Source organism: Streptomyces sp. NPDC006463 (assembly GCF_042870715.1).
Taxonomy (GTDB): Bacteria; Actinomycetota; Actinomycetes; order Streptomycetales; family Streptomycetaceae; genus Streptomyces.
Map to the genome: position 1 here is coordinate 334,157 of NZ_JBIAHP010000005.1, position 22,410 is coordinate 356,566.

Sequence of the window (22,410 nt, forward strand, 5' to 3'; positions counted from 1 at the left end):
CTCTTACCTGCCTGGTCACCCGGCCCGGCGGGCGGCATTCGCGGGGCCCGGCGGGCGTGCCCGACCCGGCCGCCGCCCGGACGGTAACCTTGTGACGGTTGAATCCACCCTGGTATCGCGAAGAACTGGATGACTGATGCATCGGTACAGGTCCCACACCTGCGGCGAGCTCCGCGCCTCTGACGTCAACGCCGACGTCCGGCTGAGCGGCTGGCTGCACAACCGTCGAGACCTGGGCGGCATCCTCTTCATCGATCTGCGTGACCACTACGGCATCACGCAGCTCGTGGCCCGTCCCGGCACCGCCGCGAACGAGGCGCTTAGCAGCGTCACCAAGGAGACCGTCGTCCGTATCGACGGCAAGGTCGTCTCCCGTGGCGCGGACAACGTCAACCCCGAGCTGCCCACCGGCGAGATCGAGATCGAGGTCTCCGAGGTCGAGGTGCTCGGCGCCGCCGCCCCGCTGCCCTTCACCATCAACACCGACGACGGTGTGAACGAGGAGCGGCGCCTGGAGTACCGCTTCCTCGACCTGCGCCGCGAGCGCATGCACCGCAACATCATGCTGCGCTCGGCCGTCATCGCCTCCATCCGCTCCAAGATGGTGGCGCTCGGCTTCAACGAGATGGCGACCCCGATCCTCACCGCGACCTCCCCCGAGGGCGCCCGTGACTTCGTGGTGCCGTCCCGCCTGAACCCGGGCAAGTTCTACGCCCTGCCGCAGGCCCCGCAGCAGTTCAAGCAGCTGCTGATGATCTCCGGCTTCGACCGGTACTTCCAGATCGCGCCCTGCTTCCGCGACGAGGACGCCCGCGCCGACCGCTCGCCGGGCGAGTTCTACCAGCTCGACGTGGAGATGTCCTTCGTCGAGCAGGAGGACGTCTTCCAGCCGATCGAGCGCCTGATGACCGAGCTCTTCACCGAGTTCGGCAACGGCCGCGAGGTCACCTCCCCCTTCCCGCGGATCCCGTTCCGCGAGTCGATGCTGAAGTACGGCAACGACAAGCCCGACCTGCGCGCCAAGCTGGAGCTCGTCGACATCTCCGACGTGTTCGAGGGCTCGGAGTTCAAGGCGTTCGCCGGCAAGCACGTGCGCGCGCTGGCCGTCCCGGACACCGGCGACCAGCCGCGCAAGTTCTTCGACGGCCTCGGCGACTACGCGGTCTCCCTGGGCGCGAAGGGCCTGGCCTGGGTCCGCGTCGGCGAGGAGAACGCCCTCACCGGCCCGATCGCCAAGTTCCTCACCGAGGAGAACGTCAAGGTCCTCACCGAGCGCCTGGGCCTGGTCCCCGGCCACGCCGTGTTCTTCGGCGCGGGCGACTTCGACGAGGTCTCCAAGATCATGGGCCCGGTCCGGGTCGAGGCCGCCAAGCGCGCCGGCCAGTTCGAGGAGAACGTCTTCCGCTTCTGCTGGATCGTCGACTTCCCGATGTACGAGAAGGACGAGGACACCGGGAAGATCGACTTCTCCCACAACCCCTTCTCCATGCCGCAGGGCGGGATGAAGGACCTGGAGGAGAAGGACCCGCTCGACATCCTGGCGTGGCAGTACGACATCGTCTGCAACGGCATCGAGCTGTCCTCCGGCGCCATCCGCAACCACGAGCCCGAGGTCATGCTGAAGGCGTTCGAGATCGCGGGCTACGAGGCCGAGACCGTCGAGCGCGAGTTCGCCGGCATGCTGCGCGCCTTCCGTCTCGGCGCCCCGCCGCACGGTGGCATCGCCCCGGGCGTGGACCGCATCGTGATGCTGCTGGCCGACGAGCCGAACATCCGCGAGACCATCGCCTTCCCGCTGAACGGCAACGCGCAGGACCTGATGATGGGCGCGCCCACCGTCCTGGAGGAGACCCGCCTGCGCGAGCTGAACATCGCGCTGCGCAAGCCGGTGGAGACGAAGCCGGCGGAGGCCAAGCCGATCGCCGAGGCCGTCCACCCGGACGCCTCGCGGTAATGCGGTAATCCGGCCGAGGTGTGAGGCCGAGGTGTGAGGAAGGGCCCGGGATCCTTGGATCCCGGGCCCTTCCCCCGTTCCCGAACCTTCCGGGACCTTCTAGAACCGGTCGAGGACGCCCTTGAGGAGGGCGGCGGAGGTCAGCTCGCGGGGAGCGGGGCCGGCGTGGAAGAACCCGGCGTTCTCGGCGTCCAGCTTGCGCAGGAAGTCGAAGGCCTTCGCGTCGTGGTCGCCGAAGGCGACGAACTGCCAGTGGATGCCGGGGGCGGTGGTGGCCGCCTCGGTCAGGGCCGCCTTGGCGGGCTGCCGGTTGTCGGGGGCGCCGTCCGTCTGGAAGACGACGAGGGCCGGGCCTTCGCCGCCGTCCTTCCGGTAGTGCTCGACGACGGCCTCGACGGCTACGTGGTAGCTGGTGCGGCCCATCCGGCCGAGCTCGGCGTGGCGGGCCTCGACCCAGCCCTCGTCGTGGCTGTCGAGGGCCAGGTCGGCGGTGCCGTCCAGCTCCGTGGAGAAGAACACCGTGTGGACGGTGGCCTCGTCGTCGAGGTGCGCGGCCAGGGCGAGGGCGTGGTCGGCGAGGTACTGGGCGCTGCCGTCCTTGTAGAACCCGCGCATCGATCCGGACCGGTCCAGGACGAGGTAGACCTTGGCGCGCGCCCCGGTCTTGCCCTTGCCCCGGAGCACCTGCCCGGCAGCCTTGTAGGCCCCGGCTACCCCGGGAGCCCGCTTGCGCACCGCGGCGGCACCGTGTGCGGGCCCCGCCTCCTCGGCCTCGACGGCCTCGGGCTCGGCCACCGGCTCCGCCACGACCTCGGCCTCGGCGGCCAGGGGCTCGACCTCGGGCTCGGCCTCGACGGCGACCTCGGCCTCGGCGGCGAGGGGTTCGGCCTCGGCGGTGACCTCGACCTCGGGCTCCGCCTCGGGGGCGGCGACCTCGACCTCGGGGGCTTCGGCTTCGGAGGCTACCGGCTCCGTCTCCGGGGCGGCGACCTCGGCGGCAGCCGTTTCCGGTGCGGTCTCGGGCTCGACCTCGACCTCGGCTTCGGGCTGCGCCTCCGGCGCGGCGGCCTCGGGCTCGGCCACCGGCTCCGCCACGACCTCAGCCTCGGCCTCGGGGGCCAGGGGCTCGGCCTCGGCGGTGACCTCGGTGACCTCGACCTCGGGCTCCGCCTCGGGGGCGGCGACCTCGACCTCGGGGGCGGCGGCTTCGGCTTCGGCGGCTACCGGCTCCGTCTCCGGGGCCGCGACCTCGGCGGCAGCCGTTTCCGGTGCGGTCTCGGGCTCCGCCTCGACCTCGGCCTCGGGCTCGGCCACCGGCTCCGCCACGACCTCGGCGGCGACCTCAGCCTCGGCGGCGACCTCGGGCTCGGGGTCCGTCTCCGGCGCCGGTACGTCGGCCTCCGCGGCCACCGGCTCCGCCTCGGGGGCGGCGGCCTCGGGCTCGGCCGCGACCGGCTCGGCCTCGGCTGCGGGCACCACCGGCTCGGCGGGGTTCTGCTGAACCGCCGGAGGCACGGGGCGGCGGGCCTCCGGGACCGTGGCCTCCGCAGGCGGCGCGGACGCGGACGCGGGGGACGGGTCCGGGGCCGGGGCCGTGAGGACCGTACCCGGCTCGCGGTCCCGGGGCGCGGACTGCGGCGGAACGGTGGGGTTGTCGAAGGACGCGGCCACCAACTCGGCCGCCACGTCCAACGGGGTGCGTTCCGTCTGGCTCGGGAGGTTCGCCGAGGGGGCGTCCGAAGTCTCCGGAACGGGTTCCGCCGACCGTCCGAACACCTTGCGCAACAAGCTCCGAATACCCATGGGCCAGGCCTTTCGCATGAGTGCGTGCGTCATTTGTCCGTGCTGCGCGGATGATCCCTGCCCAGAGTGGACACGTAAGGTTATCGGCCGCCCGGCTGGATCTTCGGGAGGGGCACCTTTCGTGGTGTCCGACTTCCGGACATGCTCACCCCCGTCCCGAACTCCCGCTCCGACGCGCGGGGTTCACCGATCGTTCATCCCCGCGCCGCCACTTCGGCGCAACTCCCGCCTAGCGTCACCGCTGGATTGTTCCGACATGTTGTCGGCGCCCACGCAGCTACTCGGAGGACACTCGTGCGCAAGCTCCTGCCGCTCATCGGCAACCCGCATGGGAGCGGCCGTTCCGCTCTCACCTGCCGCTACCGCTGTGGCGACGCCTGCTTCCACGAGGTGCCGAACACCAGCGACAACGAGTACGCCGGCGATGTCATAGCCCGCGCGTACTCCCGCCGCTCGATGCTGCGTACCGCCGCCGTCGTGACCGTCGCCACCGCCGCCGGTACCGCCGTCGCCCTCAGCGGCCCCGGCCAGAGCGCCAACGCCGCGCCGGTCGGCGAGGCCGAGGCCGCCGGCGCCTCCAAGAGCGGCGAGGCCGCCCGCGGTCTGCGCTTCAAGCCCGTCGCGCCGAACACCGACGACAAGGTCACGGTCTCCGAGGGCCACGACCAGAACGTGGTCATCCGCTGGGGCGAGCCGATCCTCAAGGGTGCCCCGGGGTTCAACGCCGACAAGCAGACCGCCGCCGCGCAGGCCGGTCAGTTCGGCTACAACAACGACTTCCTGAGCCTCCTCCCGCTCGGCGGCGACTACGAGCGCCAGCAGCTGCTCGTGGCCAACCACGAGTACACGGACGAGAACCTCATGTTCAAGGGGTACGACCCGGCCAACCCGACCCGCGAGCAGGTCGAGATCGCCTGGGCCGCGCACGGCCTGTCCGTGGTCGTCGTCCAGGAGGACCACCGCAGCGGCAAGCTGACCGCCGTCACCCGCCACCAGCTCAACCGCCGTCTGACCGCCACCAGCGAGTTCAAGCTGACCGGCCCGGCCGCGGGCAGCGCCCTGCTGAAGACGTCGGCCGACGCGACCGGCACCAAGGTGCTCGGCACCCTCAACAACTGCGCCGGCGGCACCACCCCGTGGGGCACCACCCTCCACGGCGAGGAGAACTTCAACCAGTACTTCGGCAACGCCGGCACGGTCACCGACCCCACCCAGGCCGCCCGCCTGAAGCGCTACGGCGTGACCGCCGGTGCCACCGAGCGCAAGTGGGAGCGGTTCGACAAGCGCTTCGACGTCGCGCAGGAGCCCAACGAGTCGCACCGCTTCGGCTGGGTCGTCGAGCTCGACCCGTACGACCCGAACTCCACCCCGCGCAAGCGCACCGCGCTCGGCCGCTTCAAGCACGAGGCCGCGCAGCCCCGCCTGACCGAGGACGGCCGTCCCGTCGTCTACATGGGCGACGACGAGCGCTTCGACTACTTCTACAAGTTCGTCTCGTCGAAGCAGATGAAGAAGGGCAACTCGCGCGCGGCGAAGGAGCACAACCTCACGCTGCTCGACGAGGGCACCCTCTACGTCGCCAAGCTGACCGGCGACTCCCCGGCCGACGCGATCGACGGCTCCGGCAAGCTCCCCGCCGACGGCGAGTTCGACGGCTCCGGCGTCTGGATCAAGCTCGCCACCGGCAACGTCTCGCACGTCGAGGGCATGACCGCCGAGGAGGTCTACGTCTTCACGCGTCAGGCCGCCGACAAGGTGGGCGCGACCAAGATGGACCGCCCCGAGGACGTCGAGCCGTCCCCGCGCACCGGTCGCGTCTACATCGCGCTGACCAACAACGCCGACCGCGGCAAGCCCGGCAAGGCGGGCGCGGACGAGGCCAACCCGCGCAACCTGAACAAGCACGGCCAGATCCTGGAGCTCGCCGAGAACTTCGACAACCCGGCCGGCGACGGCTTCGCCTGGCGGCTCTTCCTGGTCGCCGGTGACCCGAACGACCCGGCGACCTACTTCGCGGGCTTCCCGAAGGACAAGGTCAGCCCGATCTCCTGCCCGGACAACGTGGCCTTCGACCCGCACGGCAACCTGTGGATCTCCACGGACGGCAACCAGCTCGGCTCCCACGACGGCCTGTTCGGTGTCGCCACCGCCGGTGACCGCCGCGGTGAGCTGAAGCAGTTCCTGACCATGCCGCGCGGCGCCGAGACCTGCGGCCCGCTCGTCCAGGACAAGCGCGTCCTGGTGTCCGTGCAGCACCCGGGTGAGATCGACGGCGCGTCCGTCGAGAAGCCGCAGTCCGTGTGGCCCGACGGCCCCGGCAAGATCGTCCGTCCGGCGGTCATCTCCGTCTGGCGCAAGGACGGCAAGAACATCGGCGTCTGACCCAGCCGATGAGCACGTCCGGTTGAGGCAGCACGAGGGGATGTTTCTCCCCCAGCCAACGCTGGGAGGTACCCCAGTGAAACATCCCCTCGTTCATGCCCTCGCGCATGCCGTCGCTTCGGTCAACTTCCGTCCGGCAGTCGCCCTACGGGAAGCCGGAGCGTGGTCACCGCGCCCCCGTCCGGGGCGTTGGTGAAGCCGAGCGTGATCTCCAGGACCGCTGCCTGTCCTGCCACGATCGTCAGCCCCAGCCCGTGGCCCCGGCCGCGCCCCGGGTCCCCGGTGCGGAACCGCTGTGGGCCCTGCTCGATCAGCTCGGACGGATAGCCGGGCCCATGGTCGCGGACCACCACCACCGGGCCCTCCACGGTCACCTCGACCGGCGGCCCGCCGTGCTTGTGGGAGTTGACCAGCAGGTTGGCCAGGATCCGGTCCAGGCGGCGCCGGTCGGTGAGCACCACCGTGTCCCGGAGCACCCGTACGGAGGCGTCCAGGCCGGTCGCGGCGACGGCCCGCCGCACCGCCCTGCCCAGCTCCACCCGGGCGAGCTCCGCCTGTTCGACGCCGGAGTCCAGCCGGGAGATCTCCAGCAGGTCCTCGGTGAGCAGGTGCAGGGCCCCCAGCCGGTCGTTGATCATCTCCTTGGGGCGGCCCTCCGGCAGCAGCGCCGCTGCGGCCAGTGAACCCGTGAGCGGGGTGCGCAGTTCGTGCGCGACATCCGCCGTGAAGCGCTTCTCCGCCTCCAGCCGGTCCTGGAGCGACCCGGCCATCGAGTCCAGCGCCTGTGCCACGTCCCGTACCTCGTCCCGGGAGCGGGCCGGCCGCGGACCGTCTCCGGCGTCCCTCGCGCGGGCGTCCCCGTCGGCCGGGAAGTCCACCCGGGCGTCCAGGTCCCCGGCGCTGATCCGGCGGGCCACGGCGGCCGTGGTCGTGAGCCGCCGGCTGATCCGGTTGGCGAGGAACAGGCCGGCCAGCGCGACCACGCCGGCCGCGAGCGCCGAGGAGGCGAGGATCGCCGCGTCGATGTCCCGCAGCCGGTTGCGGGTGCTCTCGTACGGGATCCAGACCGCGAGGGCCTGGTTGTCGGCGGGTGCGGCGGCCCACATGACGGGCTTGGCCCCGTGCTCGCCGACCATGCTTCCGGTGTCCCCGCGGGCGACCAGCTCGCGCAGTGGCTCCGGCAGGTCGGGCGGGTCCAGGGCGGCGTTCACATCGCCGTGCGCGGTGCCGTACTCGTAGTGGCCGAGGGCGTGGTCCAGATCCCCGTCCGCCTCCTTGCGGACCTCTCCGACGATCTGCCGGGCGACCACGTTGTGCACCAGGATCCCCAGCGCGGCGGCGACCATGCAGCACACCATGGTGGTCGTCAGGGCGATCTTCCAGCGCAGGCTGCTCAGCGCGCGCATCGCGTTCGGCCCCAGCTCAGCGGTGTCTCCTTGGGAGTCGGGCACTCGTCGAGGGTGAGCTGCGACAGGTTCATCAGCCCGGCCCCCGGGTCCCACACGTAGTCGGAGACGGCGACGTACTTCGGGTTCGAGGTGGGCTCGCGCACCGCCAGGTGTTCGGCGGCCACCTCCACTCCCTCCAGCACCCCGCGCCGGGCCAGGATCCGGTCGACGGAGCCGTCGTCGCGGGCGGTGTAGACGCGCAGCTCGCTGACGCGGCCGTCCACGTCCAGGGCGGTGATCAGCTCGTCCTTGCCGTCGCCCGTCAGGTCGTGCAGGACGCCGGGGCGCACCGGGCAGTCGGGGCCGCCGTCCACAGCCTGTGTACAGAGCGCGAGCCGCTGTACCGCCCGGGGGTCGACGAGGCGGCCCGTGCCGCCGTCCTGGGTGGTGCCGGCGGTGATGTCGGCGCGCACGACGGCGAGCGCGTCGACGCCGCGCATGCCCTTGCCCTTGTCCGAGACCTTGGGGAGCCCGGGTACCGGGGCGGCCGTGCCCGGCTGCTGCCCGGGGTCGGGCGGGTCGGGGTGGATGTCCTGCCACAGGGAGCGGGGGGCGTGCACCGTGCCGAGGTCACCGTCGCTCTGCAGACCCTCCACGTCGGCGCAGCCGGCCGTCGCCGCGAGAACGGCGGCGAGGACCGGTATGGCGGCCAGCGCGCGGTGCATGTACCGATGCTCTCCCGCCGGGGTGCCTTCGGCCCGGCCATTGGGCCATCCGGGGCCTGACGGGAGCGGGGTCAGCTGCCCGGATCGGTGATGGCGCGGGCTGCCGCCAGTTCCTGGTGGAGCGGGGACAGGACGCTCGACTCGTCGTCCGTCGGTTCCGGTTCCGAGCGGACCGGGGTGGTGGTGGAGCGGACGGCCCCGGCCAGGGCGCGGAGCCGGCGGGTGATGCCGTCGACCTCGGCCGGCTCCGGTGCGCGGGCGCCGTGGTCGACGCGGACCCGGGCGGCGGTGGTCGCGTCCACGATGCGTTCGACGGCGACGACCAGCGGCCACCACGCGGCGGCCCGCGCTCCCGTCGGGGGTGGTTCGGTCAGCGCCCGCTGGAACTCGCTGCGCACGTCCGACAGGTCGCGGTAGATCCGGCGCCGTGCCTGCAGGCGGGCCGTGCGGGCCTCCCGCAGGCCCGCCTGCGTCGGCGGATGGGCGCCGAAGGCCCGCTCCACGTACCGGGCGGCGTCTTCCACGGTGTCGGCGAGCCGGTCGCCGATGCGCGTGTGCCAGCTCTCGGGCCACAGCAGGTAGCCGGCGACGAGGGCGATGGCACAGCCGATCAGGCTGTCCACCAGCCGGGGACGGATCAGGTCGAAGCCCTGGTGGTTGAGCAGGTCCGAGAGGAGGAGGATGACCGGCGTGATCGCCGCGGTCTGGAAGGCGTAGCCCTTCACGGAGAAGGCGGGGATCAGGGCGGCCAGGACCATCATCACCGGCACGTCCCACCAGCCGCGCGGCACCTCGGCCAGCACGGCCGCCGCGATCACCAGCCCGGCCGCGGTGCCCAGCGCGCGCAGCACGGCCCGGGAGAACACCGAGCCGAAGTCGGGCTTGAGGACGAAGGTGACGGTCAGCGCGACCCAGTAGGAGCGCTCGACCTCGATGAGCGAGACGAGGGACTGCGCGAGCCCGATGCACAGCGCGAGCCGCAGCCCGTACCGCCAGGAGGCCCTGGACAGCATCATGTCGTGCACCGCGTGCCCGGCCCGGACCCGCAGGGCGGCGGGTCGGCCGAGCCGGTCGTCGAGGCTGTAGGGGTCCGGTTCGGCGAGGAACACGTGGGTCGCCGCGTGCCGCAGGGCCGAATCGACGGCCCGCTCGGCCGGCGTGTGCGGGGTGGGCAGCTCCATCACGGGGCTTCCCGTGCGCTCCTCCTCGACGGCGGCCGCCAGGTCCCGTACGGCCGCGGGGATCTCGGGCGGCAGCGGCCGGCCGCGCAGGTGTGCGGCGGGCGCGGCCTCCACCAGCGGGATCACCACATTGAGCTGGGTCAGCAGCCGCACCAGCGAGGGGCTGCGCCCGTGGACCCGGGCCCGTCGGCCGAGCACCAGGTCGTAGGCCTGGTTCAGGGCCTGGGTCAGCTGCTGGCGGCGCTCCGTGTAGTCGGGTCCGCCGGCGGCCTGCAGGGTGTCGGCCAGTGCCCGGTAGGTGGCGGCGACCGCGACGCGTTCCGGCTGACGGCCGCGCAGCGGCCAGCCCAGCAGGGTCAGGGCGAGGACGAACAGCCCGCCCGCGCTCATCAGCAGGGGCGCCGTCCACCAGGGCTGCGGCAGCGGCAGACCGGCGCCGATCACGGCGTTGAGCAGGAGCAGCAGTCCGGACACGGAGGCGACCGTGCCGATGGAGGAGATCATCCCGGAGAGCAGGGCGATGAGGGTGAGGGCCCCGACGGCCACCCAGCCGTGTCCGAAGACCAGGGTGCCCAGTGCCACGCCCACGGCGCCGAAGAGCTGGGGTACGGCGATGTTCAGGATCCGCATCCGGTAGGCGTCGGCGGTGTCGCCGATGACTCCGGCGAGGGCGCCCATGGAGACGAGCGCGCCGTACTCGGGCTCGTCCAGGGCGAATCCCACGGCGAGCGGGACGGACAGCGCGACCGCCGCGCGCACCACGGCGGCCCAGGGGATCGGTGCGGTGCTCGGCCGCAGTCCGTTCAGCAGCCAGGCGGGTGGAGCCAGCGGGCGTTGCCGGTCTCGCCCGGACGGTATGTGTTCGGTGCGTTCGGTGCTCATTCCGCTTCCGTGCCGCCGCTCGCGAATCGGTTCTTCTGGGCTCTTCTGCGTCGTTCTGCGTACGTTGGTACCTTCCGAGCTTATGGGGTGCGGCGCAGTTGGCCCGCCAGCCAGGCGCCCAGCGCGGCGGTGACCCCGATCGCCAGGACGATCCAGGCGCTGGTGCGCAGGAACGCGGTGAGCGCGTCGTACACGGCCCCGGCGGCCGCCCGGTCGATGTCGGCCGGCAGGTCGTCCAGGGTGAGCCGTCGGCACAGGTCCACGGCGATGCACAGGAGGAGGGCTCCGCCCGCGAGCCCGAGTCCGGTGGCTACGACGGCGCGTCGGCGGTGGACGGCGACCGCGACGGCCGTCGCGGCCAGGACCACGGTCAGGACGGGAAGCCAGATGCCGGCGATCTGGAGCATGCGGAATCCCTTCCGGAGGGCGCCGAGGTTGTCGTACTCCATGACCTTCACGGAGACGTGGGTCTGCGGGATGCGGTCGGCGAAGGGCACGCCGTCGGCGACGAGTTCCTCTTTGACCTGCGCGATGACGGGTGCGAGGTCGATGGTGACGGCGTTGCCGTGGCCGGTGGTGAGCGCCTTCAGGAAGGCGTTGTGGGCGGCGCGGTTGGCCGCGTCCCAGGCGGTGCGGTAGGCCGGGGTGCCGGAGAAGGAGCTCAGGGCTTCGCCGAGCAGGGCGTCCAGGTCGCCCTGGAAGGGGCCCGCGTCGATCTGCCCGGAGAGGGCGCGGCCGGCCTGGGTGACGACGACGCCCTGTACGGCGGGGGCCGCGGCGAGCGGGGACATGGCGGCGGTGTAGCGGTCGGCGTCGCCCAGCTCGTGGTCGGCCCAGTACGCGACGGCGCTCGCGGGCACGAGGAGGGCCGCGAGCACGATGAGGACCGCCGACAGAATGGTGCGCACGTCACCAGGGAATGCCGGGGCGGGGCGGCGGCGCGAGCCTTGTTGCTGCGGGCGGGTGCGGGTATCACCCTTGTGGGTTTTAATCTGGATATCTAATATCCAGATTATGAAGATGAGCGAGGGCGTCGAGTGGGCGCTGCACAGCTGCGTCAACCTGGCGTGGAGCGGCCCCGAGCGGGCCGTGTCGGCGGCGCGGCTCGCCGCGTGGCACGACCTGCCCGCGGCCTACCTGAACAAGCAGCTCCAGGCGCTGGCCCGGGCGGGCATCCTCACCTCCGCACCCGGCCCCCGCGGGGGCTTCCGGCTGGCCCGCCCGCTCGCCGCCATCTCGCTCATGGACGTGGTCGCCGCCGTCGAGGGGCCCGAAGAGGCCTTCAGGTGCGCGGAGATCCGGCAGCAGGGCCCGGGCGCCGGACCGGCGGCCGGTCGTGACGCGGACGCGGACGCCGCGGAGTGTGCCGTCGCGCACGCCATGGCCCGGGCCGAACTGGCCTGGCGCAGGGCCCTGGCCGCGCAGGACCTCGACGAGATCCGGCAGCAGGCCGAGCGGCAGGCCCCCGAGGCCCCGCAGCGGCTGCGAGCCTGGCTCGCCGCGCAGTAGGCACCTCACGCGTGAGGTGGTCGCGCCACACATCCGTACGTACCGAAACGGAGCCAGGGAGCTCGGTATGACGCGCAGCATGCCCGGCATGCTCTTCGAGGTCGACGCCGTGGCGGTGCGCCCCTCCTGAGAGGGCCGTGATCCACTTGCCGGTCCCGGTTCTCGGGTGTGCCCTGGAGGATGGGAGAGAGGAGCCCGTCATGGCACATGCGGCACCCACAGCCTTCCGGCGGCAGCCCCACCGCCAGTCGGCGGTCACGGACCACTCCGCAAGGAACGCCCTCATCCGCGCCCTGCTCATGGGACTCGTCTACGGAGTCTGGGCCGCCTTCATCAGGCGCGACACGGAAGGGGTGGACGCGGGCAACGTCTTCTACGGCATCCTGTGCGGCGCGCTCTTCGCAGGCTGCATGTTCGGACTCAACCGCGTCGGTCCCCGCCTCATGCGCGAGATCCACGCCGCCGCGTACGGAGCCTTCGCGGGCATCGCCGTCGGCTACCTGCACAGCCTCACGGGGGCGAGCGTGTTCACCTCCACCGTCATCGGCCTCTTCTCCGGCGTGGGCGTCGGCGCGGCGGCGTTCTACCGCTACTACACACGGGAGCCCTAGCCCCGGCTCCTGGCCGTACCGCCCGGCCGTACTTTCGGCCGGGCGGCTCTTCCATGTCTGCGGCGGGCTCCTACGCGGCCGAGTCCGGCGCGGCCGTGTGCTGCGGTTCGCTACCGCTCGTGCTCTCGGAGTCGGCGGCCGCGGCCGGCGTCCGCACCGGCGCGGCCGGATCACTCTGGCGTACCGGCGGGGTGAAGCGGGCGGCCTCGGCGCGGAGCATGGCGTTCAGGGCGGTGTACGGGTCGATGGGCATGACGGAACCTCACGGTGCTCAAGGGGTGTGGGGGGACTGCGCTGCTGCCGGGGCCGCCGGGTCGATTCGGACCGGACCCCGGGGCACGGGCCGGCTCAGCAGCGCAGGACCACACTCCGCACCGTCGGCGGCGCCGGCACCGGCTCGGTCCTCCCCGGGCCCGGTGCGGGCTCGCCCGCGGGCAGGTCCCCGTGTTTCACGTGAAACAGCGGCAGCGGTGTCCGGCGCAGGCCCGGCACCCCGCGCGGCAGCCACCGTACGGCGGCACGTACCTCGGGGTCGGCGGCCGGATCCGACTGCCCCTCGGAGGGCTCGGCGGGCGCGGCGGAGGAGGTCTGGGATTCGGCGACCGTCGCGGCGGCCGGACCGGCGCCGAACACGCACAGCAGCACGACACAGGCCGCTGTCAGGGCCCGGGTCAATGCCGCACGCGTGCGCCGCCTCCCGCTCATGCGGGGGGTGTGCCCCTCCAAGTCGGGCGGCTCCCGGCCGGGTGCGCAGAAGCCCCCGACCGGGGGACGAAGTCACTCCCCACGGGTGACGGCCCGCGAGGGTGGGTCAGCGGCCGCGCCGCTGCCCGGTCAGCCGGGCCAGTGCGGCGGTTTCGCCGCCGATCAGGCGCAGTTGGGCCCGTCCGGCCCGGTCCTCGTGGCCCGTGGCCTCGCCGGGAGAGATCCGGATGACGGTGAACACGGCCGTACGCCCGTCCGCGCGGGAGATCTCGACGGTCCGGCCGCGCTGAAGTCCGGCGAGGTCCAGGCCCGACCCGTTGATCACCGCGGTGCCGGCCGAGCCCGGCGGCGGACCGGCGGTGTCCCAGGCGGCTTCCTCGCGACGCTCATGCCCCTCATGCTCCTCATGCCCCTCATGGCTCTCGTGCCCCTCGCGCGCCTTGGCCAGCGGCACGTCGATGTCCAGGCTCGGGACGCGCAACCGCACCGGTCGCGCGGGCCGCATGGGCCCGGTGACCGGCCGCAGCGGACCGGGGGCCGTCCTCGGCGAGCGCGCGCCCTGGCCGGGGGTGTGCTCACCGGAATGTTCCCGCTGCCGGGCGAGACGCCGGTGGTCGGACAGCCCCAGCGCCCGCGAGGGCAGCGCGTCGTCGGTGGTCGCGGCCGAGGGAGCGGCGCCCTCGGTGCGCTGCAGAACGCTGATTCCGGTGGACAGCAGCACCACCGTCAGGGCGGCGACGACCCACTTGGCGCGGGGCATGGGAATCCCTCCTGTCCGGCTCGGGCAGCCGGGTCATGTGAGCAGTGGACACCTCCTCTGCCCGTCAGCACGTGGTGCAACACGGGAGACTGACAGAACGTCACGGGTGTGTCGCATCGGGATTCCGACGTCTTCGCAGCTGACGACCGCTCCGGCCACCCCTTGGGAGCGCGCGGGACCGTACGTCCGAACGGGTGATCTCACGGGTCCGCGCCGCAGGCCCTACGGCCCCCCAGCCCGTCCCCCACGATCAGTTCGGCCGTCACGAGCAGCCGCCGCGCGGCCGTACCCCGGGTCCGGAGCCACAGCTCCCGCACCCCGGGCAGGAGCGTTCGCCGATCCGGGCCTCGCGGCTCAGCTCCAGCGCGTCCAGGGCCCGTACGAGGGCGTCCGGGTCGTGCCGGAGGTCTCCCGGGAGCCGAAGGGGGCGTAGAGGCTGATCGCGCTCCCGCGTCCGGGATCCCGGACGCGGCGGGCGTGGACGGCGAAGCTCATCCGGCCGTCGTCAGCACACCGCGACCATCGTCGCCGTCGTCGCGCCCATCAGGATGGCGGCGAGGTGGACGGCCGGGTGGCCGTAGTCGCCGAACCAGAGGTGCCGGGCCAGGCCGCCCAGTGCGGCCAGGGCCGCGATCACGCCGATCTGGCCGAACAGCGTGACGGCGGTGAAGGGGGCCAGGAGCAGCAGGAGCGAGTTCAGCCAGAACGGGGCGGCGCCCGTCCAGCCTCGCCACTGTCTCACCGCCGTCGGCACGTACGGCATGTACTACCGGCCCCCTCATGGTCAACTCGTCGGCTGCACAGCCTCCTTGGGTGCGGCGCCCGGCACAAGGGCACGTTCGGCTAGAAAACCGAAGGCGAGGCCGAAAGTCGTCCACAGCGCGGCCTGGATGGCCAGGGACGCGAGGCGGAAGTCCCAGATCAGCGCGGCCGGGAAGTCGGCCGGAACCTCGTTGATGCCGGGCAGGAAGGCGTACGAGATCCCGACGGCGAGGACGAAGAACGCGCCCGCCAGGGCCGACGCGTTCCAGTTGCCGAGCTTCGGGGCGAGCCGTCGGCCCAGGATCAGCGCGCCCGCCGCCAGCAGCGCGCTCAGAGCGATCATGAGCAGGTAGAGGGCGGTCCGCCGGGCAGCCGTCTCGGGGTCGCCGACGGCCGGCGGATTGGCGGGGTACTTGAAGAACGGCACCAGGGTGATGGTGACGAACAGCCCGCCGGTGACCAGTGCGGCCGTGGCCCGCGGGCCGAAGCGGCCGATGCGGCCCAGCGCGAAGCAGTAGACGAGCGCGGCGATGCCGCCGAGCGCGACCCCGTACAGCAGGACGCCGGTGCCGAGTCCGGCCGTGGCCTGGAGGGCCCGGCTGACCGGGGCCTCCTCGGCGCCGTGGTCGTGGCCGGCCGCGAGATGGCCGGCCTCCTCGATGGCGATGGCCGCGTCCACCTTGGACTCACCGAGGAGGTACGCGACGAGGAAGGCGGCGACGCCGGCCAGCAGGCCGGCGAGCATGCCTCTGACGAGAAGGACGCGGGGGGAGAGAGAGTTCATCTGTGTCCGGGTTCCCTTGCGGCGAGGAGATCAGTGGCAGGGGAAGCCGAGCAGGTGGCGGCCGTCGTGCAGCCATTCGTGGATGGTCTCGCCCTCGAAGACCGCGGTGGCGCCCTGTTCGACGCCGATGAAGTACAGCAGGACGAGCATGAGGACGGCGACGAAGGCCGCCCAGGGGGCGAGCGCGGAGAGCGAAATCGGGGCGACGGCGGGAGCCGTCGTGGGCACGGCGGTGTGAGCGGCCATGGCAGGTACCTCCAGAGGGAACACGCGTCCCGGTCAGTGGTGCTCGCGACGACGGCGGCGGGTCTGACTTGCCTCCCTTGCGGGGAGGATCACAGTGGCGCGACCGTGCCGGATTTTCACCGTGCTTCCGTCGTACCGTCGTCATGTAGTTATGTCGTCCGAGACCGTACCGCGCTTACGCTCCCTTTATGAACCCCCAGTCGGTACGAGTTCACCTGGTCACCCCGGCGCTTGACGGCTCGATGCGGCAGCACCGCTTCGGCCACGGGGGGCCGTACGCCCTGGACACCGGGCAGTGGGCCGGGCGGACCCTGGACGAGGTGGCGGCCGAGGACCCGGCCGCGGTGCGCAGCTGGCTCACGGACCCCGCGTACGCCCCGCCCGGCGGCGAGTCCGTCGAGGCGCTCGTCGCCCGCGCGGGAATCTGGCTGACCGGCCTCGCGCCCGGCACCCACCGGGTGACCGCCGATCAGGCCTTCGTCCGGGCGGCGGTCGTGCACGCGCTGGAGCTGCCGCCGCACGCGTTCTGGCGGCTGGACGCACGACCCCGCACGCTGACCGAACTCAGCGGGCGCGCGGGGCGGTGGAACCTGCGCATCGGGAACCGGTACCCGGCGCCCGAGGAGGCCTAGGCGACGATCCAGTCGGAGGTCGCGATGACCGGCTGCACGCCGTCGCGGTGGACGGTGCCCTCGATCAGGCCGTACATCCGGTCCGCCGCGAAGTAGACCTCGTTGTCGTTCTTGAGGCCGAAGGGCTCCAGGTCGACGAGGAAGTGGTGCTTGTTGGGGAGGTTCAGCCGCACCTCGTTGACCTTGGCGCAGTTGTCGAGCACCCGCTCGGCCATCTGGTTCAGGGTCTGCTGCAGCGAGTACGAGTACGTCTCCGCGAAGGCTTCCAGCATGTTCTTGCGGACCTTCTTGTACGACTGGTCCCAGTCGTACCCGGCGTCGTCGGCGGCCAGCGCCGAGTGCGCCCAGCGCGCGGTGACCTTGGTCGCCAGGATGCGGTCGTACGCCTCCTTCAGGGTCGTGTACTTGTCCTTGATGTAGCCGTGGAACTCGGAGTTGGTCGAGTTCATCACCGTCAGGTCCTTCAGACCCGAGATGACCTGCAGGCCCGTCGTCTCGCTGTACGTGATCTGCGCGGTGCGCACCTCCTGGCCCTTGCGGACGAAGGAGTGCTGCTCCTTGCGCGTCGGGACCGGGATGCGGTCCCACGCGTACTCCTCGATGCGGATCTGCGCCTCGCGGATGGGCTCCTGCGAGGAGACGAAGTGCTTGGCGAGCAGGATGCCGAAGGCCTCGGGGGAGTCGATGCCGTGCTCCTTGCCGAAGGCGTACACCGTGTTCTTGGTGGTGTCGGTCGGCAGGCAGTTGGCGTTGTCGCCGGTCAGGTGGACGTCGCGGAACTCACCGCGGAGCGCGACCGAGACGTTGAGGTCGCGGATCTCGTGCCACGAACCGTCGGCGCCCTTGCGGGTGACCTTGACGATGCGGTTCTCGGCCTTGCCGTACTGGTTCTGGGCCAGGACGTGCTTGCTCATGGGTCGACTTCCTTACGGGTACACGGAGTCCGGCTGGCGGGATCCCGTACGCCCGGCGTCCAGCGGTCGGACCGCTCCCCGCCGTTCGGTCACGCAGGACCGCCCCGGGACTGACGTGCATCCCGGTCCGTAGGTGCTCTTTCGGATTTCAGCACGTTCACGTGCTGTTCGTAATGCCGCGAATCCTCCGAGAGCGGCACCCACGGATTGGGGGACCGTATGTCCGTGCAGGTCAGACCGTGTGCGCGTCGGCGACCGACAGGGCCTCGTCGAGGATCGCCAGGCCCTTGGCCACGTCCTTCGGCGAGATGTTGCACGGCGGCGCGACGTGGATGCGGTTCCCCGCGAGCAGCGGCCACAGGCCGCCCTTCTTCAGGGCCGCCCCGAACTCCGCCATGGGCGCGTTGTCGGCGCCCGAGGCGTTGTACGGAACCAGCGGCTCCCGCGTCGCCGCGTCCCGTACGAGTTCCAGGGCCCAGAAGGTGCCGAGCCCGCGGACCTCACCGACCGAGGGGTGCCGCTCGGCGAGCTCGCGCAGCCCGGGGCCGAGCAGCTCGGCGCCGGTGCGGGCGGACTGCTCGACGATGCCCTCCTCCTCCATGACGTTGATCGTGGCGACGGCGGCCGCACAGGCCAGCACGTGGCCGGAGTACGTCAGCCCGCCCGGGTAGGGCCGGCGGGCGAAGGTCTCGGCGATGGCGGCCGAGATGGCGACCCCGCCGAGGGGTACGTAGCCGCTGGTGACGCCCTTGGCGAAGCAGAGCAGGTCGGGCCGCACGTCCCAGTGCTCGGAGGCGAACCACTTACCGGTCCGGCCGAAACCGACCATGATCTCGTCGAGGATGAAGACGATGCCGTGGCGGTCGCAGAGCTCGCGCACGCCGGGCAGGTAGCCGGCCGGGTGGACGAGCACGCCCGGGGCGCCGCCGACGGTCTCCAGGATGATCGCGGCGATGGACTGCGGACCCTCGAAGACGATGGTGTCCTCCAGGTGGCGCAGGGCGCGCTCGCACTCCTCGGCCTCGGTGGTCGCGTAGAAGGGCGAGCGGTAGGCGAAGGGGCCCCAGAAGTGCACGACACCGGCGGTGGCGGTGTCGTTGCCGAAGCGCCGCGCGTCACCGGTCAGGTTGATCGCGGTGGAGGTGGCGCCGTGGTACGAGCGGTACGCGGAGAGCACCTTGGGCCGACCGGTGTGCAGCCGGGCCATGCGGACGGCGTTCTCGACGGCCTCGGCCCCGGCATTGGTGAAGAAGATCTTGTCCAGGTCGCCGGGCGTCCGCTCGGCGATCAGCCGGGCCGCCTCGGAGCGGACGTCGACGGCGAAGCCGGGCGCGACCGTGCACAGCTTGGCCGCCTGCTCCTGGATGGCCGCGGCGACCTTGGGGTGCTGGTAGCCGATGTTCGTGTAGACGAGGGCGCTGGAGAAGTCGAGGAAGCGGTTGCCGTCGTAGTCCCAGAAGTACGAGCCCTCGGCCCCGGCGACGGCGAGCGGGTCGATGAGCTCCTGCGCCGACCACGAATGGAAGACGTGCTTCCGGTCGGCGTCCTTCACTGCGTCTTTCACTGCGCCTCGCGCCGCGTCGTCTTCCGCGGCGGCGAGGGCGTCGGCTTCTGCGTTCATAAAACGAGAGTAGTTGTCCACGATGCGGAACGGCGGCTGTGTCCGGTGGGCGGGCGGACTCGGGCGATGTGGCGGGCGCCGCGGGTTGGATCTCGATTTACCGTATTGCGGAATTCAATTTCCGCGATGTGGAATCAATGGGGAGTGGGTGATGGTCGCCGTCCTAGGATTGGCAGCCTGGGGTGGGGGTAGGTGCGGCGCTGAGCGGCGCGCGCGGAGACGGGAGGCCCTGTGGCCGAGCAGACGCGGAGGCTGGTCCTGGGAGGCGCCACGGCCGGTGTCGTGGGCCGCTGCCGGGACTTCACCCGCCGGGCGCTGGCCGACTGGCAGTGGCCGGGGGAGACCGACGCCGTCGAGGACGTGCTCCTGCTGGTCTCCGAGGTGGTCACCAATGCCTGCCTGCACGGCGGCGGCCCGCGCGAACTGGTCCTGCGGCACACCTCTGAGCTGCTGCGCGTCGAGGTCAGCGACGACAGCTCCGAGCCGCCGCGGCGGCGGCCGCCCCGCGACCGCGCGCAGCCGGGAGGGCACGGGCTGATCGTGCTGGATCGGCTCTCGCAAGGCTGGGGCTGGGAGCCGTCGGCCGACGGACGGCCGGGCAAGACCGTCTGGCTGGAGGTACCGGTCAGCGCGCCGCGGGCTCCGCAGCCGTAACGCCCACCCGGCCCGCCTCCGCCGACAGCTCGGCCGCTTCCGGCGCTTCGTCGGGCTCGTCGGTGAGCAGCCCGGTGCGCAGCCGCTCCAGGGTGCGGGCCAGCAGGCGGGACACGTGCATCTGGGAGAGCCCCAGCCGGTCGCCGATCTCGGACTGCGTCAGTTCCTGCCCGAACCGCAGCGAGAGCAGGACGCGCTCGCGCTCCGGCAGGCCGGCCAGGATCGGCTTGAGGGACTCCAGGCACTCGATGCGGTCGTACGCCGCCTCCTCCTCGCCGAGCGAGGGCCGGTCGGCGCCGGCGTCGTGGTCGCCGTCCTCCTGGACCGGCGCGTCCAGGGAGCGCGCGGAGTACGCGGACGCGGCCTTGCGGCCCTCCACCAGCTCCTCGGGCGTGACGTGCAGGTGCCCGGCGAGCTCGGTCTCCGTGGGCTCGCGGCCGAGTTCCTGCTCCAGGGCGTCGTGTGCCTTGGCCGAATCGATGCGCAGTTCCTGGAGCCGCCGCGGGACCTTGACGGCCCAGCTGGTGTCCCGGAAGAACCGCTTGATCTCCCCGGTGATCGTCGGCATCGCGAACGAGGTGAATTCCACCCCGCGCTCCGGGTCGAAGCGGTTGATGGCCTTGATCAGACCGATCGTGCCGACCTGGATGATGTCCTCCATCGGCTCGCTCCGCCCGCGGAACCGGCGGGCGGCGTACTTCACGAGGCTGAGGTTCAGCTCGACGAGGGTGTTGCGGACGTACGAGTACTCCGCGCCGCCTTCCTCCAACTCGGCCATTCTCCGGAACAGGGACACGGACAGGGCCCTGGCCTCGTCGGTCGAGACGTCTGTGAGGTCTGTACGGTGCATGGCGCTGCGCTCCTCCGACGGGTGGACCCCGGGGGAGTGCCCGGGGTGCGTCGTCGCGCTGTCCAAGGGGATATACCCCTACAAATTATCCCGTACCCCCCGTGTCCTCGCTCGTCGGTCAGGACCCCGGCCAAGGTGAGGGCATCACGACGGAACGACCGCGAGTCGACCTGACACCGTGGCAGGGATCCCGGCCCGCGCGGCCCGGCCGGCACGATCTTCTCGCTGCTCGGCCCGCCCGGCGCCGGGACGACCACCACCGTGCAGATCCTCTCCACCCTGATCGGCGCCGACGGCGGCCAGGTACGGATCGCCGGGCACGACCTGGCCGCCTCGCCCGGCGCCGTACGGTCCGCGATGGGGGTCACCGGCCGGTTCTCGGCGGTCGACAAGCTGCTCACCGCCGAGGAGAACCTCCGCCTGATGGCGGATCTGCGCCACCTGGGCAGGGCGCAGGGCCGCCGCGCCGCCGAACTGCTGGAGGCCTTCTACCTGGCCGACGTGGCCCGGAAGGTCTCCGTGACCTTCTCCGGCGGCATGCTGCGCCGCCTCGACCTGGCGATGCCCCTGATGGGCGGCCCGCAGATCATCCGCGCCGACCGGATCGCGGTCCTGGACGGCGGCAGGCTGGTCGCGGAGGGCACCGCGCACGAGCTGAAGCGGCTGGTCCCGGGCGGGCAGCTCCGCCTGGAGTTCACCGACCCGGCGCCGGCTACGAACGCGCCGCCCGCACCCCAGCAGCCGGACCGCGGCGTACGACGTGGCCTGCGCGGCATCGGCGTCCCGGGGAGGCAGAGCCGTCGGGTGCACCGGCCACAGGGCCTCGCCGGTGAGGCCGAGCGGCTCCCGGCTGGTCGCGAGGACGCGGAGCCCGGGGCACTCGCCGAGCACGCTCGAAGCGGGTCACGTCCACGTCGTCCGGCTCGACGACGAGGCGGTACCCGGCCGGATGCGATTCGACCGCCACGCCGGGCAGTGCCCGGCGCAGCCGGGACACCAGCGCCTGCAGGGCGTTCGCGGCGCCCATCGGCGGATCGTTCTCCCAGATCCCGTCGATCAGCAGCTCGGAGGCCACCAGGCGGCCCGGTTCCAGCGCGAGCAGGATCAGCAGCGTCCGCAGCCGCGCCCCGCCGACACCGGGGCCGGCCCCGTCCTCACCCCGTGCCTCAAGGGCCCCCGGCATGGAAAAAGCGCATGACGCCGTTCTGCGGGAGGCCCTGAGGCCGGAAACGCCGTGGGGCGGCGGGAGTTGGCCGCCTGATCGGGGGTGGGCCTATTTGTCCGAGTAGCTGAAGTCCCCGACGGTCCACGCACTGACGTCCGCGAGTGCGATCCGGTACATGCCGCCGGTTTCGGGGATGCCCAGGGTGCCCTGGAGGATGCGCGCCACGTGGAAGTGCAGGTGCGAGGGCGGCCCGGCGGGCGGGCCGGTGGGGCCGGGCTGTCCGGACGCTCTGAAGACCTTGGCGAACGGGACCAGCTGGTCGGAGTCCTGGAGGACCTCGGCGACGCGCTGACGCCAGACGCTCTCGGGGGCGAGGCGGCCGGTGATGACGGCGCCGCCCACCACGACGGTGAGGGACATCTGATTGGTTTGCTCCGACTCGACCATGGCAGCGAGATCGATGAGCAGGTCATCAGGGATCGACATGGGCACGGACTCTAGCAAGCGGTCAGCCCCGGACGGGGCCGCCACCCGTACGGGTGCGGGAATGCCGGTCGTTCGTGCGAGTGGTGTGCTTCAAGCAGCAGACGCGTATCGAGGAATTCCAAAAAACGCAACGGGCTGGGGCCCGCACCCCAAGGTGCGGGCCCCAGCCCGTATACGCCGGTGATTAGGCGGGAACGATGTTCTCGGCCTGCGGGCCCTTCTGGCCCTGCGTGACGTCGAAGGTAACCTTCTGGCCTTCCTGAAGCTCACGGAAGCCGGAGGAGGCGATGTTCGAGTAGTGGGCGAACACGTCAGCGCCGCCACCCTCCTGCTCGATGAAGCCGAAGCCCTTTTCCGCGTTGAACCACTTCACGGTGCCAGATGCCATGGTGAATC

Annotated in this window: 24 protein-coding genes and 1 pseudogene; 7 read left to right on the forward strand and 18 right to left on the reverse strand. The window is 72.0% G+C overall.

Annotation, left to right across the window (positions count from 1 at the left end; translation table 11 throughout):
* The first annotated feature begins 136 nt into the window (after nucleotides 1-136).
* Nucleotides 137-1,954 (forward strand): aspartate--tRNA ligase, encoded by a 1,818-nt coding sequence (gene aspS, locus ACFYOB_RS12535; RefSeq protein WP_388558454.1) that lies wholly within the window; start codon nucleotides 137-139, stop codon nucleotides 1,952-1,954.
* Between the two features lie 99 nt (nucleotides 1,955-2,053).
* On the opposite strand, the gene ACFYOB_RS12540 is transcribed toward aspS, so the two are convergent.
* A complete protein-coding gene (locus ACFYOB_RS12540) occupies nucleotides 2,054-3,757 on the reverse strand; it encodes a VWA domain-containing protein (RefSeq protein WP_388558456.1) in 1,704 nt (567 codons plus the stop codon).
* 294 nt (nucleotides 3,758-4,051) lie between these two features.
* Here ACFYOB_RS12540 and ACFYOB_RS12545 point away from each other — a divergent pair, with 294 nt between their 5' ends.
* Entirely contained in the window at nucleotides 4,052-6,139 is a 2,088-nt protein-coding gene (locus tag ACFYOB_RS12545; RefSeq protein ID WP_388558459.1) for a PhoX family protein, read from the forward strand.
* Between the two features lie 122 nt (nucleotides 6,140-6,261).
* Here ACFYOB_RS12545 and ACFYOB_RS12550 read toward each other — a convergent pair whose 3' ends face one another.
* The 4 genes from ACFYOB_RS12550 to ACFYOB_RS12565 form a co-directional block, all read right to left on the reverse strand.
* Entirely contained in the window at nucleotides 6,262-7,545 is a 1,284-nt protein-coding gene (locus ACFYOB_RS12550; RefSeq protein WP_388558710.1) for a sensor histidine kinase, read from the reverse strand.
* Nucleotides 7,533-8,252, reverse strand: coding sequence for a hypothetical protein (locus tag ACFYOB_RS12555; protein ID WP_388558462.1), 720 nt, complete (start codon nucleotides 8,250-8,252; stop codon nucleotides 7,533-7,535). The genes ACFYOB_RS12550 and ACFYOB_RS12555 overlap by 13 nt, the downstream gene beginning before the upstream one ends.
* 71 nt (nucleotides 8,253-8,323) lie before the next feature.
* Nucleotides 8,324-10,315: an FUSC family protein gene (locus ACFYOB_RS12560; protein ID WP_388558465.1), complete on the reverse strand. Its 1,992-nt coding sequence runs from the start codon at nucleotides 10,313-10,315 to the stop codon at nucleotides 8,324-8,326.
* Between the two features lie 80 nt (nucleotides 10,316-10,395).
* Nucleotides 10,396-11,223: a hypothetical protein gene (locus ACFYOB_RS12565; RefSeq protein ID WP_388558468.1), complete on the reverse strand. Its 828-nt coding sequence runs from the start codon at nucleotides 11,221-11,223 to the stop codon at nucleotides 10,396-10,398.
* Between the two features lie 112 nt (nucleotides 11,224-11,335).
* Here ACFYOB_RS12565 and ACFYOB_RS12570 point away from each other — a divergent pair, with 112 nt between their 5' ends.
* Nucleotides 11,336-11,824: an RrF2 family transcriptional regulator gene (locus ACFYOB_RS12570; RefSeq protein ID WP_388558713.1), complete on the forward strand. Its 489-nt coding sequence runs from the start codon at nucleotides 11,336-11,338 to the stop codon at nucleotides 11,822-11,824.
* A gap of 200 nt (nucleotides 11,825-12,024) precedes the next feature.
* Nucleotides 12,025-12,435 (forward strand): hypothetical protein, encoded by a 411-nt coding sequence (locus tag ACFYOB_RS12575; RefSeq protein ID WP_388558472.1) that lies wholly within the window; start codon nucleotides 12,025-12,027, stop codon nucleotides 12,433-12,435.
* A gap of 70 nt (nucleotides 12,436-12,505) precedes the next feature.
* On the opposite strand, the gene ACFYOB_RS12580 is transcribed toward ACFYOB_RS12575, so the two are convergent.
* From ACFYOB_RS12580 to ACFYOB_RS12610, 7 genes are all read right to left on the reverse strand, one after another.
* On the reverse strand, nucleotides 12,506-12,688 hold the full coding sequence (locus tag ACFYOB_RS12580; RefSeq protein ID WP_388558475.1) for a hypothetical protein: 183 nt from the start codon (nucleotides 12,686-12,688) through the stop codon (nucleotides 12,506-12,508).
* A gap of 95 nt (nucleotides 12,689-12,783) precedes the next feature.
* Nucleotides 12,784-13,140: a hypothetical protein gene (locus tag ACFYOB_RS12585; protein ID WP_388558478.1), complete on the reverse strand. Its 357-nt coding sequence runs from the start codon at nucleotides 13,138-13,140 to the stop codon at nucleotides 12,784-12,786.
* Between the two features lie 106 nt (nucleotides 13,141-13,246).
* Nucleotides 13,247-13,900, reverse strand: coding sequence for a hypothetical protein (locus tag ACFYOB_RS12590; RefSeq protein ID WP_388558481.1), 654 nt, complete (start codon nucleotides 13,898-13,900; stop codon nucleotides 13,247-13,249).
* 354 nt (nucleotides 13,901-14,254) lie between these two features.
* Nucleotides 14,255-14,395 carry a hypothetical protein gene (locus ACFYOB_RS12595; RefSeq protein ID WP_388558484.1) on the reverse strand — a complete coding sequence of 47 codons (141 nt, stop codon included), beginning with the start codon at nucleotides 14,393-14,395 and terminating at the stop codon, nucleotides 14,255-14,257.
* A gap of 10 nt (nucleotides 14,396-14,405) precedes the next feature.
* Nucleotides 14,406-14,663: a hypothetical protein gene (locus ACFYOB_RS12600; RefSeq protein ID WP_328926710.1), complete on the reverse strand. Its 258-nt coding sequence runs from the start codon at nucleotides 14,661-14,663 to the stop codon at nucleotides 14,406-14,408.
* A gap of 21 nt (nucleotides 14,664-14,684) precedes the next feature.
* A complete protein-coding gene (locus ACFYOB_RS12605) occupies nucleotides 14,685-15,446 on the reverse strand; it encodes a CbtA family protein (RefSeq protein ID WP_388558487.1) in 762 nt (253 codons plus the stop codon).
* Between the two features lie 30 nt (nucleotides 15,447-15,476).
* Nucleotides 15,477-15,692, reverse strand: coding sequence for a CbtB-domain containing protein (locus ACFYOB_RS12610; RefSeq protein WP_388558490.1), 216 nt, complete (start codon nucleotides 15,690-15,692; stop codon nucleotides 15,477-15,479).
* A gap of 188 nt (nucleotides 15,693-15,880) precedes the next feature.
* Between ACFYOB_RS12610 and ACFYOB_RS12615 the strand changes: the two genes are divergently transcribed.
* On the forward strand, nucleotides 15,881-16,324 hold the full coding sequence (locus ACFYOB_RS12615) for a histidine phosphatase family protein (RefSeq protein WP_388558493.1): 444 nt from the start codon (nucleotides 15,881-15,883) through the stop codon (nucleotides 16,322-16,324).
* On the opposite strand, the gene pucL is transcribed toward ACFYOB_RS12615, so the two are convergent.
* Nucleotides 16,321-17,238: a factor-independent urate hydroxylase gene (pucL, locus tag ACFYOB_RS12620; protein WP_388558496.1), complete on the reverse strand. Its 918-nt coding sequence runs from the start codon at nucleotides 17,236-17,238 to the stop codon at nucleotides 16,321-16,323. The genes ACFYOB_RS12615 and pucL overlap by 4 nt on opposite strands.
* A 232-nt stretch (nucleotides 17,239-17,470) precedes the next feature.
* Nucleotides 17,471-18,859, reverse strand: a complete 1,389-nt coding sequence (locus tag ACFYOB_RS12625; RefSeq protein ID WP_388558499.1) for an aspartate aminotransferase family protein — start codon at nucleotides 18,857-18,859, stop codon at nucleotides 17,471-17,473.
* A gap of 231 nt (nucleotides 18,860-19,090) precedes the next feature.
* On the opposite strand from ACFYOB_RS12625, the gene ACFYOB_RS12630 reads away from it, so the two are divergent.
* A complete protein-coding gene (locus tag ACFYOB_RS12630; protein ID WP_388558502.1) occupies nucleotides 19,091-19,513 on the forward strand; it encodes an ATP-binding protein in 423 nt (140 codons plus the stop codon).
* Here the strand turns inward: ACFYOB_RS12630 and ACFYOB_RS12635 are convergent.
* The gene (locus ACFYOB_RS12635; protein WP_388558505.1) at nucleotides 19,485-20,429 is read right to left on the reverse strand and encodes a SigB/SigF/SigG family RNA polymerase sigma factor; all 945 of its coding nucleotides are present in this window, start codon (nucleotides 20,427-20,429) and stop codon (nucleotides 19,485-19,487) included. The genes ACFYOB_RS12630 and ACFYOB_RS12635 overlap by 29 nt on opposite strands.
* Before the next feature lie 138 nt (nucleotides 20,430-20,567).
* On the opposite strand from ACFYOB_RS12635, the pseudogene ACFYOB_RS12640 reads away from it, so the two are divergent.
* A pseudogene (locus ACFYOB_RS12640) lies at nucleotides 20,568-21,140 on the forward strand (ATP-binding cassette domain-containing protein); the annotation flags it as partial.
* Here ACFYOB_RS12640 and ACFYOB_RS12645 read toward each other — a convergent pair.
* The 3 genes from ACFYOB_RS12645 to ACFYOB_RS12655 form a co-directional block, all read right to left on the reverse strand.
* Nucleotides 21,076-21,546 (reverse strand): winged helix-turn-helix domain-containing protein, encoded by a 471-nt coding sequence (locus ACFYOB_RS12645; protein WP_388558508.1) that lies wholly within the window; start codon nucleotides 21,544-21,546, stop codon nucleotides 21,076-21,078. The pseudogene ACFYOB_RS12640 and the gene ACFYOB_RS12645 sit on opposite strands and share 65 nt — an antisense overlap.
* Before the next feature lie 90 nt (nucleotides 21,547-21,636).
* Nucleotides 21,637-22,014: a hypothetical protein gene (locus ACFYOB_RS12650; RefSeq protein WP_388558511.1), complete on the reverse strand. Its 378-nt coding sequence runs from the start codon at nucleotides 22,012-22,014 to the stop codon at nucleotides 21,637-21,639.
* Nucleotides 22,015-22,198: 184 nt separating this feature from the next.
* On the reverse strand, nucleotides 22,199-22,402 hold the full coding sequence (locus tag ACFYOB_RS12655) for a cold-shock protein (protein ID WP_030011983.1): 204 nt from the start codon (nucleotides 22,400-22,402) through the stop codon (nucleotides 22,199-22,201).
* Between the last annotated feature and the right edge of the window lie 8 nt (nucleotides 22,403-22,410).